This window comes from Luteimonas cucumeris (genome assembly GCF_007830035.1).
In the GTDB taxonomy this organism is placed as follows: domain Bacteria; phylum Pseudomonadota; class Gammaproteobacteria; order Xanthomonadales; family Xanthomonadaceae; genus Luteimonas_C; species Luteimonas_C cucumeris.
Genome location: NZ_VLKN01000008.1, coordinates 35,863 through 53,522, shown reverse-complemented (window position 1 = coordinate 53,522; position 17,660 = coordinate 35,863). Strand labels below are relative to the sequence as shown.

Sequence of the window (17,660 nt, the reverse complement as noted above, 5' to 3'; positions counted from 1 at the left end):
CGCCATCGCCGGCCCTACCGGTCCCCGTCATGTCGCACACGCCGTTGTTGTTGCTGCAACTGGTCGTCATCCTCGCCACCGCGCGCGCCTGCGGCTGGCTGCTGCGCCACGTCGGCCAGCCGGCGGTGATCGGCGAGATGGCCGCTGGCATCGTGCTCGGGCCGATCGTGTTCGGAGCGGCGTTTCCCGGCTTCCACGCCGCGCTGTTCGCGCAGGACTCGCTGCCGGCATTGTCGTCGCTGTCGACGCTGGGGCTGGTGCTTTTCATGTTCATCGTCGGCGCCGAACTGCGTGCGCCCGATGGCGTGCGTGCGCAGTTGAAAGCCGCCGGCGCGGTCGGCGTGCTCGGCGTGCTGGCGCCGATGGCGCTGGGCATCGGCATCTCGCCGTGGCTGCATCCGACGCTGGCGCCGGCCGGTGTCGGCTTCTGGCCGTTCGCGCTGTTCATGGCCACGGCGATGTCGATCACCGCCTTCCCGGTGATGGCGCGCATCCTCAAGGATCGCGGCATGACGCAGACGCGGCTGGGTCGGCTGGCCTTGAGTTCGGCCGCGATCGCCGACGTGTTCGCCTGGATCATGCTGGCGTTCGTGGTCGCGCTGATCGGTTCCGACGAAGGTTACGCCGGCGTCGCCATGACCACACTGGGCCTGCTGGTGCTGTGCGTGCTGGTGTTCGGCGCGCTGAAACCGCTGTACGCGCACCTGCTGCGCCGACACGCGCCGGAAGGCCGGCCTTCGCTGATGCTGCTCGCCGCAATGCTGGTCGGCGCGCTCGCCTGCGCCGCGCTGACCGAATGGCTGGGCCTGCACGCGGTGTTCGGGGCCTTCCTGTTCGGCGCCTGCCTGCCGCGCGACGACCGCCTGCTGCGTTACCTGTCCGAACGCGTCGAATATCTGGCGATCGTGCTGCTGATGCCGATCTTCTTCGCGCTGGCCGGCCTGAACACCACTGCCGATGCCTTCGCCGGCGCAGGCCTGGGCGCGCTGCTGTTGATCCTGGGCGCGGCCGTGCTTGGCAAGCTCGCCGGCGGCGCGCTGGGCGCGCGCGTGGCCGGTTATGGCTGGCGCGACAGCCTGGCGACCGGTTCGCTGATGAACGCGCGCGGGCTGATGGAGCTGATCGTGATGAAGGTCGGCCTGGATGCCGGACTGATCGGCCCGGAACTGTTCACCATGCTGCTGGTGATGGCGATCCTGACCACGGTGATGACCGGGCCACTGTTGATCCTGTTCGCCGGCCGCGTCGTCGATCCTCTGCGCGCGCAGGCCTGATCCGCTGCGACTTCGTTTTCCGCGCCGCGACTATTCGACCTGCGGTGCCGGCATCGGCGGCGGCAACGGTACCGACTGCTGCTGCGGCGGGGGATTGGCGACATAGATGGCCAGGCCGTAGGCGTACTTCTGGCTGGGGCTGATGCTCACCCCGATCCCGCCGCTGCTGAAACTGCTGCCGCCGATACGACCGCCGCCGGCACCGACGCCGACGCTGCTGCCGCCATAGCCGTCATCGGTCCCGGTGAACAACACGCCGTTGGCGCCGAGCTTGGCCGCCTCCGCGCGCAGCTTGGCCATCACCGAATCCATCTTGTTCTGTTCGCCATAGGTGAACGCACCACTGCCGGTCTGCAGGCGGGCGATCTCCTCGTAACCGCCGGGTGGCGCCGAGAAATAGATGCGCACCTGCGACGGATCGATCGGCGGGCGCGGCTGGCCGGTCAGCAGGTGCGAACTGGCGCAGGCGGCGAGCGTCAGCATGAAGACGGACAGCATGAGCAAGCGACGCATCACGGAACTCCTGCAAGGTTTGCCATGGCCGGATCGTAGCGCCATCGCCGGCTCGACAGAGTGATGCCGACGCGTGGATTCAGCTTGCGCTGCGGCATGCCTTTCTAAACCGTTCATGACAGTGATCCAGGAAGCCATCCGGTGACCTGCAGAAGCAGCTGCGGCCACGCCGGTCGATCAGCTCATCCCGCCATCGATACCGATCACCTGGCCATTGATGTAGGCGGCCGCATCCGAGCACAGGAAGCCGACCAGCGCGGCCACTTCCTGTGGCGTGCCGGCGCGGGCGGCCGGCACGAGCTGCTTCACCTGTTCCGCGGTGAATGTTGCGTCGGCCATCTGCCCGGCAATCACGCCGGGTGCCACCACATTTGCGGTGATGCCGCGCGAGGCCATTTCGCGGGCCAGCGATTTCGTCGCGCCGTGCAGCGCCGACTTGGCCGCGGCGTAATTGACCTGGCCGCGATTGCCGAGCACCGCCGCCACCGACGATACGCTGACGATGCGCCCCCAGCGCGTGCGCGCCATCGGCAGCAGCAGCGGCTGCGTCACGTGGAAGAAACCGTGCAGCGACACGTCGATCACGCGCTTCCACTGCGCCTGCGACATGCCGGCCATGGGTGCGTCGTCGTGGATGCCGGCGTTGTTGATCACGATCTGGATCGGTCCGTCCGCCAGCAGTGCCTCCATGGCGCTGCGTGCGGCATCGCCATCGGCGACATCGAAGGTGGTCGCCTGCGCGTTGCCGCCCTGGCCAACGATGTCGGCGACCACGGCCTCGGCGCGCGCGCGATTCGCGTTCGCGTGCACGATCACCTGCACGCCATCGGCCGCCAGCCGTCGACAGATGGCGCCGCCGAGGTCGCCACTACCGCCGGTGACGAGGGCACGGCGTCGGAAAGCATCGTGTCTGTCCATGCCGGCGATTATGCGTAGGAACGCACGGCGGCGCGATGGGTCACGACCGTCCCGTCTGGAACGCTGCTACGGGTATGCGTCCTGCAACATCACCGCGGCACGGCCCTCGGCCAGCAGGTTGCCGGCGTGGTGGATGCGGAACCCGTATTGCTGGCTCTGTCCGGCCTCGACCAGCACTTCGGCATCGCATTCGAGCGCATCGGCCAGGTCGTCGATGTGCGCCACGTGCAGCGTCACATCGCGCAACGACACCAGCACACCCGGCCGGGCTCGTGCGTCCGTCCGGCGCGCACGCAGCCCGCCATGCACCGCCATCGCCTGCGCACCGTACTCGCACAGGTGCACCGCCCGCAGGCGATCGCCGGAACGCAGCGGATGCGTCGGATCGCGATGGTTGCGGGCGCGCAGCCGGATGCAGGATTCATCCCACTCGACGACTTCATCCCACAGGCACATCACCCCCTGGTGCGGGATCAACGCCAGGATTTCATCGCGTCCGATCATCGGTTCCCCGCCCTGCAATGCGGACTTTCGTAAGTTTCGAGTGCGGCAGTGTCAACCGGCAAAAGAAGCTGAGCAAGTTTCGCTTACAACGCAACGCGAGCGGGCTCGCAAAGCAGGTAAGGGAGGCTTTAGCTCTTGACCTTGGCGCGCTATCGCAAGTGCCGGGCAAGTTGGTAGACCCGGAGGGCGGCGGCCATGGATGGCCGCCGTTTTCCGATGGAGGCAGGATGCCGACTCGGAAAATCCCTGAGGACTACAAGCCGCTACGTGAGCTCTGATCGGGGAAGGGCCTTCTCTTTGGTTACTTTCTCTAATGGCCCTTCAAGAGAAAGTGACCCGCCAGCGCAGCGGGCGGAAGCTCTTACAGTGTTCAGCAAAGAGCAACAGAGCAAGCCCGCTCTACTGCGTCCGCACCACCCTCCGCGACACCAGCAACGCCAACACAAAATTGCCAAGCACCCCAATCGTCACCGTAGTACCGATCGCCCGCAACACCGGAATCGACGACAACGCCAGCAGCGCGAACACCAGCAATGTCATCAGGCTGCACACGATCAGCGCATGCAGCGTACGCAGCTGGTCGGCATAGTCGTCGCCGGCATGGTCGAAGAACAGTGCGTAGTCGAGCCCGAGGCCGGCGGCGAGGATCAGCGCGACCAGGTGGAACAGGGTCAACTCCACGCCGAAGCCGCGCAGCACCGCCAGGATCAGCAGCGTGGTCAGCGCCATCGGCAGCAGCACGCGCAGCACGCGGCGCGGCTGGCGCAATGCGATCCATACCGTTGCCGCCAGCAGAAGTGCAGCGATCGCGAGCGCGGCCAGCACACGCTCGCGGTAGGCCACCACCAGCGATTCCGACGCCGCCTTCAGGTCCAGCAGCTGCGCACCATGCAGGCGCGCCGCCGTCGCCACCGCGGCCGGATCGGCCAGGCCGCTGAGCGAAACCAGCGCGGTTGCGTTACCGTCATTCGCCTCGTCCTGTCGTGTTTCGCGATGCGGTCCGGCTTCCCGCGCAACGGCGTCGGGAGTTTCCAGCAGCAGGCCGGCGACGCTGGTGGCCAGCGGCGTGCCATCGAGGTCACGGCGGGTCAGCGGCGGCGCGTTCCTGGCGGCGGCGACATCGGCAAGGAAGGCGTCGAAGGCATCGGCGCGGAACGGACTGCTGGCGACGGCCGCGTCCAGGTCCGCCTTCAGCGTCGCCGCATCCGGCAGTTTCTGTTGCCGCGCGCGTTGCGTGGCGGCGCTGGGCAGATAGCGCGCGGCATAGTCGTAGCCGGCGATCGCGCGCTCGGCGACCAGCTGGTCCAGCTCTGGCCGCAGTTTTTCCGAAGCCTGCAATACCGTTTCGGCATCGCGACCGCGCACGGTCAGCACGTAGCGCACGTCGGGCGCACCGAGCGCTTCGCGCAGTTGCGCGTCGAGTGCCAGCGCATCGGCCGGCACCGGCGTCAGCTTGGCCAGGTCGTTCTGCCAGAACGCGCCGGGAGCGAACACCGCGGTGGCCAGCGCGATCGCAGCGATGACCAGCAGCGACCAGCGCGGACGCGGCAGCCGCGCGATCCGGGCCCAAAGCCGCGCGAGGAATCTTGAATCGGCAAAATCGCGCGGCGCCGGATCGACCAGCGCCGGCAACAGGAATCGCGTCGCCAGCGCCGCCGTGGCGAGGCCGGCGATGGTGAACACCGCCAACTGCTGCAGCCCGTCGACGCCGGAAAACAGGAAAGTGAGATAGGCGATGCAGGTCGACGCTACGCCGGTGGCCAGCGTCGGCCACAACGCGCGCGCGTTGCCGACCGGCATCACCCCGGGGCGCTGATGGCTGAACAGGTGGATCGGATAATCCTGCACCACGCCGATCAGGGTGAAGCCGAAGGCCACGGTGATGCCATGCACGCCTTCGAACAACACGGCCACGGCGGCCAGGCCGGCCAGGCCGGCGCTGGCCAATGGCAACACGCCCAGCAATGGCATCTTCCAGTTTCGATACGCGATCCACAACAGCAGTACCAGCCCGATCGTGTCGACGATGCCGATCCATTGCGCCTCGCGCTGGGTGCGGCCGCCGATTTCCACCGAGAACGCACCGGGGCCGCTCAACAGCAGTTGTGTGCCGCTGTCGCCGCGCACCTGCGCGAACGCGTCGTGGATCGCATCGACCGCGGCCTGCTGGCCGCTGGGATCGAAGCCGGCCGCATGCGTCTGCGCCACCAGCAGCGCGCGCTTGCTGTCGCGATCGAACCAGACGCCGTGCTGTCGTTGCGGCGCCTGTGCAGGCTGCAGCGCTTCGGCGATCTTTAGCGTTTCCAGCGTCGGATCGGCGCCGATCAGCGGTTCGATCAGTGCGGCGGCAGGCGAGCCGAGATCCTGCACGCGCGCGTCGAGCGCGTCGCGCAGATAAGCCTGATCGAAGGCCTGCGTATCCAGCGTCGGCGACAGCAGGTAGCGATAGGGACGCAGCCGCGCGGGAATCGCCTCGAGGCCCTCATCGCCGCCGTTGGCGATCAGCGAGAACGCCGATTGCGCAACGAGTTTCGCGTGCAGCGCCTGCGATTGCATCGCCAGGGTCCGGGCATCGGCGCCGGACAACGCGATCAACAGCAGGCGCGATCCCGGGCCTTCGCCTAGTTCGTCGATCAGGAGTTTCTGGGCGGGTGTCTGTGCATCGGGCATGAACTTCCGCAGATCGCCGGTCAGTTGCAGGCGTGCGCCGATCCACCAGCCTGCCAGCAGCAGGACCAGCAGCCATAACAGTGCGCAGACAAGGCGCAGGCGCGCGGTCATCGCCACGCGACGTTCAACCGGCGCTGCCGCGGCACAGCGCGATCAAGGCGTCGGCTGCCTCGACTGTCGCGGCGTCGCGCGCGGCGCTGGCCAGCAGCGTGCGCTGGATCTCGTCTCCCTTCACCGCGCGCGCTTCGATGCAGCGCAGCTCGTCGCCGCTTCCGTGCAGGGTGATGTCGCGCACTTTCGCCGCCAGCGCCGCATCGCGTGGCACCAGCGTCAGCGTCCATTGCTGCTGGCTGCCGCCGGCCTGGGTGCGGTAGGACTGTTCCAGCGACGCGCGATCACCGGACAGCATCGCGCCGAAGCTGGCCTGCAGGCCCGCCAGCTCCGGTGCGCGCGACAGCGAGAAGCGCCGCGTCGATTTCCCGGTGCGGGCGATGCTGGCCTCGCCGGCGCGGATGGTGGTGGTTTCCACGTAGGGCGTGCGCACTTCGCGCACCAGCGTGTCGGCATCGGGACGCGCGTACTCGCCGGACAGGCGCAGCGGCTGCTTCAGCAGTTTCGAATCGCGCACCTCGACGAAGTCGGTGCGCGTGGGTACCGGCCGCGCCAGCTGCTGCAGGATCCAGCCGGCGTCGACCGTCGCGTCAGGCGCGGCGCAGGGCGCGCTGCTGGCGAAGACGGCGACGAGCAGCATCGCTGTCGCCGGCCGCCAGATTCGCTTCCGCCGCGGTGTGGGCTTGCCCGCTGCCGTCATCGTCGTGCTTCCAGAAGTCGTAGAAATTGAACCAGTTGTACGGCATCGCGCGGGCATGGTGCTCCAGTCGCTGCGCGTAACGCGCGACCAGCCCGGCCAAGGCCTGCGCGCGATGATGGCGTTCGATGCGGATGCCGTCGCTGAACGTCTCGAATACCAGGTCGTAGCGGTTGCCGCCGCGATACAGGCCGAACGCCAGGCTCACCGGCACCTGCAGCGCCGCGGCGATCAGCCAGGGCGACGACGGAAAATCCGCGGCTTCGCCAAGGAACGGCGCCCGCACCACGGTCTCGCCGGGATAGACGCGGTCGGCGAGCAGGGTCACCATCGCGCCTTCGTCGGTGGCCTGCTTGATCGCCAGCGTCACCGCCAGCCCGCCCTGCGCGGCATCGATTACGCCGGCGGCGACGCCGGGGTTGAGTTCTTCCAGGAGCTGCGTCATCGCCGGCGTCTGCGACTTGTCGAGCACTGCTCGCACCTTGATGTCGGGCCGGCTCTGCGCCAGGCCGCGCAGCGCCTCGAAACTGCCCAGATGCGAGCCGATCAGCAGCACGCCACGGCCCTCGTCGAGCTGCGCGCGCACCGCGTCGACGCCGCTGACGCGCATGTCGAAGCGACTCATGTCGCGATCACCGAGCAGGAACACGCGATCGAGGATGGTCGCGGAAAACGTGTGGATATGGCGCGCCACGTCCCACAGCGTGGCCGGACGGCCGAGCGTGCGCGCCAGGTAGGCGCGCGAGGCGCGGCGCTCGGGGCCGCGCCGCAGCAGGAAGTACAGCGTGATCGGATACAGCAGCGCGCGCGCCGGCGCGCGCCCGAGGTAACGACTGATGGCGCGGATCAGCCAGATCGCCACGCGTCCCCCGCCTTCGGGACGCTGTCGCCAGGCCGTGCTCACGCGGCCACAACCTCGCCGCTGGCGATCAGCGCATCGCCGCGCAGGATCCGGAAACGCCAGCGCGCGGGCGTGGCCTGGTCGGCATCGGTTTCGCCGTCCAGTTCGATCCGCGCCGCCTGTCCCGGCAGCAGCGGGTTGACGAACTTGACCTGCGGCAGCCGCAGCGCGCCCAGCGCCGGATGTTGCTGTTCGATTGCGTCCAGTACGCGGTCCAGCAGCATCACGCCAGGCACCAGCGGCCGGCCAGGGAAGTGCCCGGGCAGGCTGGGGTGGTCGGCCGCGATGCTGAAATCCATGGCATGGGTGACGTGTTTCATGGTGGCAAGCATGGGCGGGCGTCCTGAACGTCGCAAGAGCGGCTGGATCAGGGCCTGTTAATGCAGGAAATCGCGCCAGAACGCCGGCCCCAGCGCGCGCAGCCGGCGCAGGAAATCGGAGAAACCGTGGTAGCGACCCGGGAAATGGTGTTTGCGGATGGCGAACTCGATCGCGAAGAAGGCAGCGATGATCCCGTAGTTGAAGATGTTGGCGAACCAGGACCATTGCGTCTGGGTGACGGTCAGCGGCGCCTGCATGCCGAACTGCGCCAGCACGCCGTCCGGCACCGCGATCAGCGCCAGCAGCAGGTTGATCGCGGCCAGCAGGCCCAGCGCCCAGGCCCAGGCCGCGGTCAGGCGGCGGGTGTAGCGCATCAGTTCGGGCGCCAGCGTTGCCGCTGTTTCGCCCTCCAGCGCCATCACGATCTTGCTGATCAGCGGTACCCGTCCGCGCTGCAGGCTGCGACCGAACACATAGGCGACCAGTGCGATGAACGCGGTCGGCGCCAGCAGCAAGGGCAGCTGCGCGTAGCGCGAGCCGGCCAGCCAGGTCAGCGCGACCGCGCCGACCGGCAGCGAAAGCCATGCCCAGGGCCGCCGCTGCGCCAGCGGTGCGGCCAGCATCAGCAGCACCAGCACGGCCAGCGCGCACACCGCCAGCACGCCGTCGTCGCGCGCGCTGGCCAGGTGCGCCAGCAGGGCATAGGCCAGCGCCAGCAGGGCTTGCAGGATCAGGATCAAGCGGGCACTTCGGAAGTCGGGATGCGGCGTTGCGGGTGCGCCGGCCGTGCTCAGCCTGCCTTGTGCTGCTGGATGTGCGCCGACAGCTCGCGCAACGACGCGAACGCGCGCCGGTTGTCCTCGTTGTCCGACTTGAGCTGGAAGCCGTAGCGCTTGCTGATCGCCAGCGCCAGTTCCAGCGCGTCGATCGAATCCAGGCCCAGTCCCGCGCCGAACAGCGGCGCTTCCGGGTCGATGTCGGACACGGCGACGCCCTCCAGGTTCAGGCTTTCGATCAGCAGTTCGGCCAGTTCGTTCTCGGCGGGGCTCAGCGTGGACATGCTCGATTCCATGGGTAGTGGTGGCGACTGCGGCCCTGCCGCCGCGCGCCTGCGCGGATGGCGTCCGTGGGGGCCGCGGTATCATTCGCGCCTGGCGAAATGATCGCATGGCCCGGCAACGACCGCGAATGACCCCGATGACTGAGGACACCGACGCAGCGCACGCCGACCGGGAGGATGCCCGTCAAGAGCGCGCCGACGTACTGGTGATCGGCGGCGGACCGGCCGGCTCGACCGTCGCCACGCTGCTGGCGCGCATGGGCTGGCGCGTGATCCAGTTGGAAAAGGCCCGCCACCCGCGCTTCCACATCGGCGAGTCGCTGCTGCCGATGAACCTGCCGATCCTCGAGCGTCTAGGCGTGCTCGACCGGGTCCGCGACATGGGCGTGTTCAAGCCCGGCGCCGAGTTCCCGATCGACGAGACCAACTACAACACCTTCCGCTTCGAACGCGCGATCGATGCGAAGTTTCCGTACGCGTACCAGGTCAAGCGCGAACAGTTCGACCAGATGCTGTTCGCGCATGCCCGCGCCAACGGCGTCGACGCGCGCGAGCAGGTCGAGGTACTGCGCGTGGACTTCGGCGCCGACGGCCGGCCGGCGCTCGCGCATGCGCGCGACGCCGAGGGTCGCGAATTCACCATCCGCACGCGCTACATCGTCGATGCCAGCGGCCGCGACACTTTCTTCGGCAACAGGCTCAAGCTCAAGCGCAAGAACAGCGCGCACCAGTCGGCGGCGATCTTCAGCCACTTCAGCGGTGTGCAGCGGCGCGACGGCGAGGACGCCGGCAACATCACCGTGCAGCGCTTCGCGCACGGCTGGATGTGGCTGATCCCGTTGCAGGACGACGTGATGAGCGTCGGCGCGGTGTGCTTCCCCGAATTCCTCAAGCAGCGTCGCGGCGACACCGAAAGCTTCCTGATGAAGGCATTGGAATCCGAGCCGCAGGTATGGGCACGCATGCAGGGCGCACAGCGCGTGGCGCCGGTGCACGTCACCGGCAACTACTCGTACACCTGCACGCGCATGGCCGGGCCGGGCTGGGTGATGGTCGGCGACGCCTATGCCTTCGTCGACCCGGTGTTCTCGTCCGGCGTGTACCTGGGCATGAACAGCGCTGAGCATGCGGCCGCAGTGGTCGACGGCGCGCTGCGCGAACCCGGTCACGAGGCAGCGCTGCAGCGCGCCATGGACCGTCGCCTGCGGCGCGGGCTGAAGCACTTCACCTGGTTCATCTACAGGTTCACCACGCCGGTAATGCAAGCCTTGTTCAACGCACCGCGCAACGTCTGGCAGGTCGAGCAGGCGGTGATCTCGATGCTGGCCGGCGACGTGTTCGACAATCGCGCCGTGCTGCGTCGGCTGCGCCTGTTCCGCGCCATCTACGCGATGACCGCGCTGGGCATGGCGCCGACCGCCTTCCGCGGCTGGCTGCGTCGACGCCGCCAGGTCGGCGTCGACGTGCGCGGCGACACCCTGCAACCCGGAAATCCATGAGCGCACAACCCCATCCACTGCATTCGCCACGCCTGGACGTCGACTACGTCGACGCCGCAACTCCCGACGCATTGCTGGCGCAGCCCGACACGCTGGCCGTGCTGGGCTTCGGCGGCGACGCGCCGTACTCCGCCGACCCGCGCTACCTGCGCGTGCCACTGCAGCCTTATGGCGGGCGCGCGCCGTTCGAGGTCTGGCGCACGCAGCAGCCGGTGACGCAAGGCCGCGATGGCGAGATCGCGTGGGGCTGCGACGGCCGCCTGCAGTTCGGCGTGATCGAGGTCGACGAAAGCGCCTACGCCGCCGGCGGCAAGGAAGGCATCGTCGAAGCCTCCGCGCATGCCTACGCGCGACTGACGGCCTTCATCCGCGACAGCGGTTATCCGCACCTGCTGCGGATCTGGAACTACCTCGACGCGATCACGCTCGGCGATGGCGACACCGAACGTTATCGCCAGTTCTGCGTCGGTCGCGCGCGCGGGCTCGGCGATTTCGACACCGCCACGTTGCCGGCCGCGACCGCGATCGGGCGCTGCGACGATGCGCGCGTGCTGCAGATCTACTGGCTGGCGGCGCAGTCACCCGGCACCCCGGTGGAGAATCCGCGGCAGGTCAGCGCCTACCGCTACCCGCGCCAGCATGGCCCGCAGTCGCCCAGTTTCGCCCGCGCGATGCTGCCGCCGACCTTCAGCGGCACGCCACTGCTGCTGTCCGGCACCGCCAGCGTGGTCGGCCACGCCACGCAGCACGAAGGCGAGCTGCTCGCGCAACTGGACGAGACCTTCGCCAATTTCGACAGCCTGCTCGGTGCCGCACGGCAACGCCAGCCGTCGCTGCCCGCGCGCTTCGGCGCCGGCACCCGGCTCAAGGTCTACGTGCGCGATGCGCACGACCTGCCGACGGTCGCCCACGCGCTGCAGGCGCGCTTCGGCGACCACGTGCCGCGCGTATTGCTGCACGCCGCGATCTGCCGGCGCGAGCTGTGCGTGGAGATCGACGGCGTCCACGGGTAGGGAATCGGGAATCGGAAAAGACCTTGCCTGCGTTTCTGTTGTAAGAACGTTGCTCGACAAGTGCGCCGCGTCTTGGGTACTGGCGACGCATTCCGGACGGTGTTGCCCGCCCCCCGATCGACAGCACGCAAGGCCTTCGCCGTAGCCCGGAACTTGAATCACGCCTGGATATCCGCATATTGGACGCTGCGGCATCGGCGCCGCCCACCTGGAAATACGCACATGGGTCTGATCAGTCTGCTATGGGGCATCGTCGCGATGCTGTGGATGGTGCTGGCACTGATCCCGGTGATCGGCATCACCAACTGGTTGCTGATTCCGTTCGCGGCGGTCGGCGCGCTGATCGCCGCCATCGGCATCGCGGTCACCTCGCGCGAAAAGCGCGGTCGCGCCAAGACCGGGCTGATCCTCAACGGCATCGTGGTCGTGGTCGCGGTGATACGGCTGAGCATGTTCGGTGGCCTGCTCTGACAGGACCACCTGCGCCGGCGTTCGCACGGCATCCGATATCGACGGCGCCCCATGGCGCCGTCTTTTTTTGCCGGCCGCGTCCGATGACGCGGCAGCAAAATGCATGCCGCGGACCGCTGCGGCGAACGAGGACCGATTGCGCCCAGACCCGTGCGCAAAGGTGGCGGCAATCCACGATGCAGCGCAGCATCGCATTGCTGACTCGACTCCTGCATAACGCAGGACAGCGCGTTGATCGGCCTCGGAATTTGGCGATTCCTGCGACGTCGACGACCGATGCCGGACCCGCTTGTCTTTCACGCGAAACGGGGAGCACACTCGGTCGGCGAAGCACCGCAGCCCCTGCTGCGGCGACGCACCGCACATCGCACCGCGATGCGCGTTCCCATCACTCCACCCCCGGGGAAACAACATGAGGAAGACTTCCATCGCAGGCTGCGCATTGCCAGGCTTGTTGCTTGGCGTGTGCTTCGCAGCCACCGCCGCACAACCGCAGGACTCCAGGTCAGCCACGCACAAGCCGGCGATCGACGCCAAGACAGGTCGCCTGCTGCGTCCGCTGACGCTGCACGAACGCCAGGACATGGCCGCCAAGGTCGCCAGCCGGCAACGCCTGGTGAAACAGCCACGCACCGTAGCCGAGGCAAAGCCCACGCTGGTCCAGCAAGCCGATGGCTCGGCGGCGATGCAGGTTCCGACCGAACTTTGGAGCCACTTGGCGGCGCAGACCGATGCGCAGGGCCGGGTGCAGGTACGCGAGTTCGAGGGCAACGACTTGCCGGTCGTCCAGCAGGAGGGCTCGACCCATGAATAAGTCCCTGCTTGCGCTGACCAGCGCCGTCGGCATCGCCCTGTCCGCCATGTGCGCGCAGGCCGCTGAAATTATTCCCGTGGTCTTCGACGACCCGGGCGAAGGCTACAACGATCCCACGCCGGTGGCCCCGGTCGGCAACAACCCCGGCACCACCCGCGGCGAACAGCGCCGCATCGTCGCGCAGTTCGCCGCCGACCTTTGGGGCTCGGTGCTGCAGAGCGACGTACCGATCTACATCGGCGCGCAGTTCAACCCGCTCGGTGCCAACGTGCTCGGCTCGGCCGGCGCCAGCACCGTGCACTCCAACTTCGCGCCCGGCATCGTGCCCGACACCTGGTACAGCTCGGCGTTGGCCGACGCGATCGGCGGCGTCGATCTGAATCCTGGCTTCACCGACATCGGATCGCAGTACAGCTCCGACTTCGACTTCTATTACGGCCTCGACGGCAAGACGCCGGCCGGACAGGTCAACTTCCTCGACGTGGCGATGCACGAGTTCGGACACGGACTGGGCTTCCAGAACTTCGTCTCCGAAGCGGCCGGCACTTTCCTTGCCGGCGTGCCGGACATCTATTCCAACTTCACCTTCGACAACACCACCGGCCAGTTCTGGACGCAGATGACGGTGCCGCAGCGCCAGGCCTCCGCGCTCAACTACGGCAAGGTCGTGTTCACCGGTGCCAGCGCCACGGCAGGCGCGGGCCTGATCCTCGATCCGCGCACCGCCTTGCGCATCACCGCACCAGCGCCGATCGCCGGCGAGTACGACTACGGCACCGCCGGCTTCGGCGCGCCGATATCGCCGGCCAACTTCACCGGCACGGTCGTGCTCGGCGTCGATCCGTCCGATGCGGCAGGCGCTTCCACCACCGACGGTTGCAGCCCATTGACCAATGCCGCAGCCGTGGCCGGCAACATCGCGATCATGGATCGCGGCACCTGCGGCTTCACCATCAAGGTGAAGAACGCGCAGGATGCCGGCGCGATCGGCGTGATCATTGCCGACAACGTCCCCGGCACGCCGCCGCCAGGGCTGGGCGGCGCCGATCCGACCATCACGATCCCGTCGATCCGGGTGACGCTGGCCGCGGGCAACTCGATCAAGGCGAACCTGCCCGGCGTACAGGTCGGCCTGGTCGTCGATCCCAGCAAGCTGCAGGGTGCCGATGATGACGGCCGCCCACGGCTGTTCATGCCCAACCCGGTGCAGGGCGGCTCGTCCGGTTCGCACTACGACACCGCATTGCTGCCCAACGCGCTGATGGAACCGAGCATCAATTCGACCCTGCTGTCGACCTACAACCTCGACATCACGCCGAACCTGCTGCAGGACACGGGCTGGACGCTCAACGACGGCAGCGCGCAGATCGACGGATGCGACACCGGCATCGACCTGGTCGACGACGTCGGCATCATCATCGGCGCCAACGTGCAGGCCTACAACAACGTGTGCGAGGCCAGCGCCGGCGGCGGTCGCGCCAAGTACATGCGCTGCATGACCGACCATGCCACCGCGTTGCACAAGGCCGGCCTGATCGACCGCAACCAGCACATGGCGTTGCGCAGCTGCGTGGCCAAATCAACGCTGTAAACCCGCTTCATTTGCGACAACCCGACCGGCGCCCCAGTGGCGCCGGTTTTTTTTGAGCGGGAGCTCGATGGCAGCGGCGTATCATGGGCGCCATGAGCTATCCCCATGCCCGCATGCGGCGGATGCGCCGCGACGATTTTTCCCGCCGGCTGATGCGCGAACACGTGCTCACCGCCAACGACCTGATCTACCCGGTATTCGTGCACGAACTGCCTGGGCGCGAGGCGGTGGCCTCGATGCCGGGCGTGTCGCGCGTCGGCATCGACGAACTGCTGCGCGTCGCCGAGCAGGCCAGCGAACTGCGCATCCCGGCGCTGGCGCTGTTCCCGGTGACAGCGCCGGACGCCAAATCCCTGGATGCCGCCGCCGCCTGGGCCGACGACGGCCTGTGCCAGCGCGCGATCCGCGCGCTCAAGCAGCGCTTTCCGGAACTGGGCGTGATCACCGACGTCGCACTGGATCCCTACACCTCGCACGGCCAGGACGGCCTGGTCGATGACGGCGGCTACGTGGTCAACGACGCCACCGTCGAGGCGCTGGTCCGGCAGGCGCTGTCTCACGCCGCCGCCGGCGCCGACGTGGTCGCGCCCAGCGACATGATGGACGGGCGCATCGGCGCGATCCGCGCGGCGCTGGAAGCGGACGGTCATGTCCACACCCGCATCCTCGCCTACGCGGCCAAGTATGCGAGCAGTTTCTACGGCCCGTTCCGCGATGCGGTCGGCAGCGCCGGCGCGCTCGGCAAGGGCAACAAGTACACCTATCAGATGGACCCGGCCAATTCCGACGAGGCGCTGCGCGAAGTGGCGCTCGACCTGGACGAAGGCGCGGACATGGTGATGGTGAAACCAGGCATGCCCTATCTCGATGTGCTGCGCCGGGTGAAGGACGAATTCGGCGTGCCGACCTTCGCCTACCAGGTCAGCGGCGAGTACGCGATGCTTAAGGCCGCCTATGCCAACGGCTGGCTGGACGAACGCGCCTGCACGCTGGAAGCGCTCACCGCATTCAAGCGCGCCGGCGCCGACGGCGTGCTGACCTACTTCGCGCTGGATGCGGCGCGCTGGCTACAGGAACAAGGCTGACCGGAAGGCGGAGGTCTGCATGTCGTCCTCTCCGATCGTTCGTCACGCCACGCTGGCCGATGCCGCGCAGATCGCGCGGCTGTCCACGCAACTCGGATATCCCGCCTCGGTGGAGGTATTCGCCACACGCCTGCAAAAGCTGCTGGATTCGCCGACCCATGCGGTACTGGTCGCGGTCGGCGATGACGGCCGGCTCGTCGGCTTCGTCGCCACCGAACAGCGGATCACGCTGGAACTGGGCGAGCGCGTCGAGATCGTCGCCCTGGTCGTGGACGCCGAAGCCCGGCGCGGCGGTGTAGGCAAGGCGTTGATCGCGGCGGCCGAACAGTGGGCGCAGGACATTGGCACGCCGGAGGTATTCCTGCGATCGAACATCCTGCGCCCCGAAGCACATCCGTTCTACGAACGCCTCGGCTACACCCGCACCAAGACGCAGCACGCCTATCACAAGCCGCTTTGACGGCCTTTGCTGTGCTTTTGGCCTCCATCCCTGAAAGCTCGGACAAGCTCGAAGCGCGCAGAACGTCTGAAGGGACGGCCCCGAAGGGGTAAGCGAAGCGATATCCAGTAATTGTTCCTTGTCGTTGTAGAACAGGGCTTGTTCCGTTGCTCTTACAAACTGCCAAAAGCTTCCGCCCGCTGCGCGTGCGGGTCACTTTCTCTTGAAGGGGCCAAGAGAAAGTAACCAAAGAGAAGGCCCTTTCCCGACAAAGCTCCCGTTGCGGTTGGGTAGTTATCGGAGATTTTCCGACTCGCCATCCATGGCTCGGTCGGAAAACGGCGGCCATCCATGGCCGCCGCCCTCCGGGTCTATGGGCGACACGGAAGGCTGTTGATTCGGGCCAACAGCAACGAGCATCTTCTGCGCTAAGCGCCTCATCCGACGCTTGCGCTGTCGTGGATTTCACTGCCGGCCGTGGATACTGGCCCGCCTGGATGCAACGGCGATGGCGACGTGCGGAGTAGACTGCGAGCGCCGCGTACAAGCATCGTTTCAATCGGCGAACCGCCGGCGTCGGTGGCCCGCCCCCAGCCTGGAGCGAATCCCGCCATGTCGATTCCCCGCTATGCCGTCATCGGCCATCCTGTCGCGCATTCGCTGTCGCCGCGCATCCATGCCGCGTTCGGCCGGCAGCTGTCGATCGCGCTGGATTATTCCGCGATCGATACCGCGGCCGAGGAGTTCGACATGACCCTGGGCGCGTTCGCCGCCTCCGGTGGCGTCGGCGCCAACGTCACGCTGCCGCACAAGCAGCGCGCGGCGCGGGCCTGCGCCACGCTCAGCGAGCGGGCGCGGCGCGCCGGCGCGGTCAACACGCTGACCCTGCGCGGCGGTGAATGGCATGGCGACAACACCGACGGCGCCGGACTGGTGCGCGATCTCACCGGCCGCCACGGCCTCGACCTGCGCGCGCGGCGCACGCTGCTGATCGGTGCCGGCGGCGCGGCGCGCGGCGTCGCGCCGGCCTTGCTCGATGCGGGCATCGGCGACCTGTACATCGTCAACCGCACTTCCGAACGCGCCGACGCGCTGGCCGACGCACTTGGCCAGCCGGGCCGCGTGCATCCGCGCTATCTGGCCGACCTGAAGCAGTTCGGCGAATTCGACCTGGTCATCAACGCCACTTCGGCGACGCGCACCGACGGCCTGCCGGACCTGCCGATGTCGCTGGTCGGCGCACGCACCGCGGCGGTCGACCTGAGTTATGGCGAAGTCGCGATCCCGTTCCTGGCGTGGGCACGCGCGGCCGGCGCGCACGACGCCATCGGCGGCCTCGGCATGCTGGTGGAGCAGGCTGCGGAAAGTTTCGCGCTATGGCACGGCGTGCGGCCCGATACCGACCCGGTGTACGCGCATCTGGTCGAGCACCGCGCGTCGCTGGTCACGGCCGATTGAACCTGCGCGCACTCGCCACGCCCGCATCGACAGGCCCGCGCGACGGCATGAGCATGCATTGCCGTTCCGGCTGCGGCGCCTGCTGCATCGCGCCGTCGATCACCTCGCCGATCCCCGGCATGCCCTTCGGCAAACCGGCCGGCTTGCCATGCGTGCAGCTGGATGACGACTACCGCTGCCGGCTGTTCGGCCGGCCGGAACGACCCGCCTTCTGTGCATCGCTCAAGCCGCAACTGTCGATGTGCGGCGACGACCGCCAGCAGGCGATCGCCTTCCTCGACGCGCTGGAAGTCGAAACGCAACCGTTGCCGTTGTAGCAGC

The 17,660-nt window shown here is 67.9% G+C and carries 19 protein-coding genes; 10 read left to right on the top strand and 9 right to left on the bottom strand.

Annotation, left to right across the window (positions count from 1 at the left end):
* Positions 1-29 precede the first annotated feature (29 nt).
* Positions 30-1,274 (top strand): cation:proton antiporter, encoded by a 1,245-nt coding sequence (locus IP90_RS14930; protein ID WP_144900461.1) that lies wholly within the window; start codon positions 30-32, stop codon positions 1,272-1,274.
* 30 nt (positions 1,275-1,304) lie between these two features.
* Here the strand turns inward: IP90_RS14930 and IP90_RS14925 are convergent, their stop codons facing one another.
* The 9 genes from IP90_RS14925 to IP90_RS14885 all read right to left on the bottom strand — a co-directional run bounded on the left by IP90_RS14925 (position 1,305) and on the right by IP90_RS14885 (position 8,969).
* Positions 1,305-1,787: a DUF4156 domain-containing protein gene (locus IP90_RS14925; protein ID WP_242007615.1), complete on the bottom strand. Its 483-nt coding sequence runs from the start codon at positions 1,785-1,787 to the stop codon at positions 1,305-1,307.
* 177 nt (positions 1,788-1,964) lie between these two features.
* Complete coding sequence (fabG, locus tag IP90_RS14920) at positions 1,965-2,705, bottom strand: 3-oxoacyl-ACP reductase FabG (protein ID WP_144900460.1); 741 nt, start codon at positions 2,703-2,705, stop codon at positions 1,965-1,967.
* A 66-nt stretch (positions 2,706-2,771) separates the two neighbouring features.
* Positions 2,772-3,209, bottom strand: coding sequence for a hotdog family protein (locus tag IP90_RS14915; RefSeq protein ID WP_144900459.1), 438 nt, complete (start codon positions 3,207-3,209; stop codon positions 2,772-2,774).
* A gap of 399 nt (positions 3,210-3,608) precedes the next feature.
* Positions 3,609-5,990, bottom strand: coding sequence for an MMPL family transporter (locus tag IP90_RS14910; RefSeq protein WP_144900493.1), 2,382 nt, complete (start codon positions 5,988-5,990; stop codon positions 3,609-3,611).
* Between the two features lie 13 nt (positions 5,991-6,003).
* A complete protein-coding gene (locus IP90_RS14905; protein WP_144900458.1) occupies positions 6,004-6,630 on the bottom strand; it encodes a LolA-related protein in 627 nt (208 codons plus the stop codon).
* Complete coding sequence (locus tag IP90_RS14900; RefSeq protein ID WP_144900457.1) at positions 6,581-7,591, bottom strand: lysophospholipid acyltransferase family protein; 1,011 nt, start codon at positions 7,589-7,591, stop codon at positions 6,581-6,583. Before IP90_RS14900 ends, IP90_RS14905 begins: the two co-directional genes overlap by 50 nt.
* Complete coding sequence (locus IP90_RS14895) at positions 7,588-7,887, bottom strand: ApeI family dehydratase (protein ID WP_144900492.1); 300 nt, start codon at positions 7,885-7,887, stop codon at positions 7,588-7,590. The genes IP90_RS14900 and IP90_RS14895 overlap by 4 nt, the downstream gene beginning before the upstream one ends.
* A 78-nt stretch (positions 7,888-7,965) precedes the next feature.
* Positions 7,966-8,649 carry a ketosynthase gene (locus IP90_RS14890; RefSeq protein WP_242007614.1) on the bottom strand — a complete coding sequence of 228 codons (684 nt, stop codon included), beginning with the start codon at positions 8,647-8,649 and terminating at the stop codon, positions 7,966-7,968.
* Between the two features lie 50 nt (positions 8,650-8,699).
* On the bottom strand, positions 8,700-8,969 hold the full coding sequence (locus IP90_RS14885) for a phosphopantetheine-binding protein (protein WP_144900456.1): 270 nt from the start codon (positions 8,967-8,969) through the stop codon (positions 8,700-8,702).
* Positions 8,970-9,106: 137 nt separating this feature from the next.
* On the opposite strand from IP90_RS14885, the gene IP90_RS14880 reads away from it, so the two are divergent.
* The 9 genes from IP90_RS14880 to IP90_RS16675 all read left to right on the top strand — a co-directional run bounded on the left by IP90_RS14880 (position 9,107) and on the right by IP90_RS16675 (position 17,656).
* Positions 9,107-10,468: an NAD(P)/FAD-dependent oxidoreductase gene (locus tag IP90_RS14880; RefSeq protein ID WP_144900455.1), complete on the top strand. Its 1,362-nt coding sequence runs from the start codon at positions 9,107-9,109 to the stop codon at positions 10,466-10,468.
* Positions 10,465-11,481, top strand: coding sequence for a chorismate transformation FkbO/Hyg5 family protein (locus IP90_RS14875; RefSeq protein ID WP_199753501.1), 1,017 nt, complete (start codon positions 10,465-10,467; stop codon positions 11,479-11,481). Before IP90_RS14880 ends, IP90_RS14875 begins: the two co-directional genes overlap by 4 nt.
* Before the next feature lie 222 nt (positions 11,482-11,703).
* A complete protein-coding gene (locus IP90_RS14870; RefSeq protein ID WP_144900454.1) occupies positions 11,704-11,952 on the top strand; it encodes a hypothetical protein in 249 nt (82 codons plus the stop codon).
* Between the two features lie 412 nt (positions 11,953-12,364).
* Complete coding sequence (locus tag IP90_RS16680; RefSeq protein WP_158635370.1) at positions 12,365-12,766, top strand: hypothetical protein; 402 nt, start codon at positions 12,365-12,367, stop codon at positions 12,764-12,766.
* Positions 12,759-14,357, top strand: coding sequence for a PA domain-containing protein (locus IP90_RS14865; RefSeq protein WP_158635369.1), 1,599 nt, complete (start codon positions 12,759-12,761; stop codon positions 14,355-14,357). Before IP90_RS16680 ends, IP90_RS14865 begins: the two co-directional genes overlap by 8 nt.
* 92 nt (positions 14,358-14,449) lie before the next feature.
* Positions 14,450-15,442, top strand: coding sequence for a porphobilinogen synthase (hemB, locus tag IP90_RS14860; RefSeq protein WP_144900452.1), 993 nt, complete (start codon positions 14,450-14,452; stop codon positions 15,440-15,442).
* A gap of 19 nt (positions 15,443-15,461) precedes the next feature.
* Positions 15,462-15,902: a GNAT family N-acetyltransferase gene (locus IP90_RS14855; protein ID WP_158635368.1), complete on the top strand. Its 441-nt coding sequence runs from the start codon at positions 15,462-15,464 to the stop codon at positions 15,900-15,902.
* Between the two features lie 591 nt (positions 15,903-16,493).
* On the top strand, positions 16,494-17,339 hold the full coding sequence (aroE, locus tag IP90_RS14850; RefSeq protein ID WP_144900450.1) for a shikimate dehydrogenase: 846 nt from the start codon (positions 16,494-16,496) through the stop codon (positions 17,337-17,339).
* 47 nt (positions 17,340-17,386) lie between these two features.
* Positions 17,387-17,656 (top strand): YkgJ family cysteine cluster protein, encoded by a 270-nt coding sequence (locus IP90_RS16675; RefSeq protein WP_206751919.1) that lies wholly within the window; start codon positions 17,387-17,389, stop codon positions 17,654-17,656.
* The last annotated feature ends 4 nt before the right edge of the window (positions 17,657-17,660 follow it).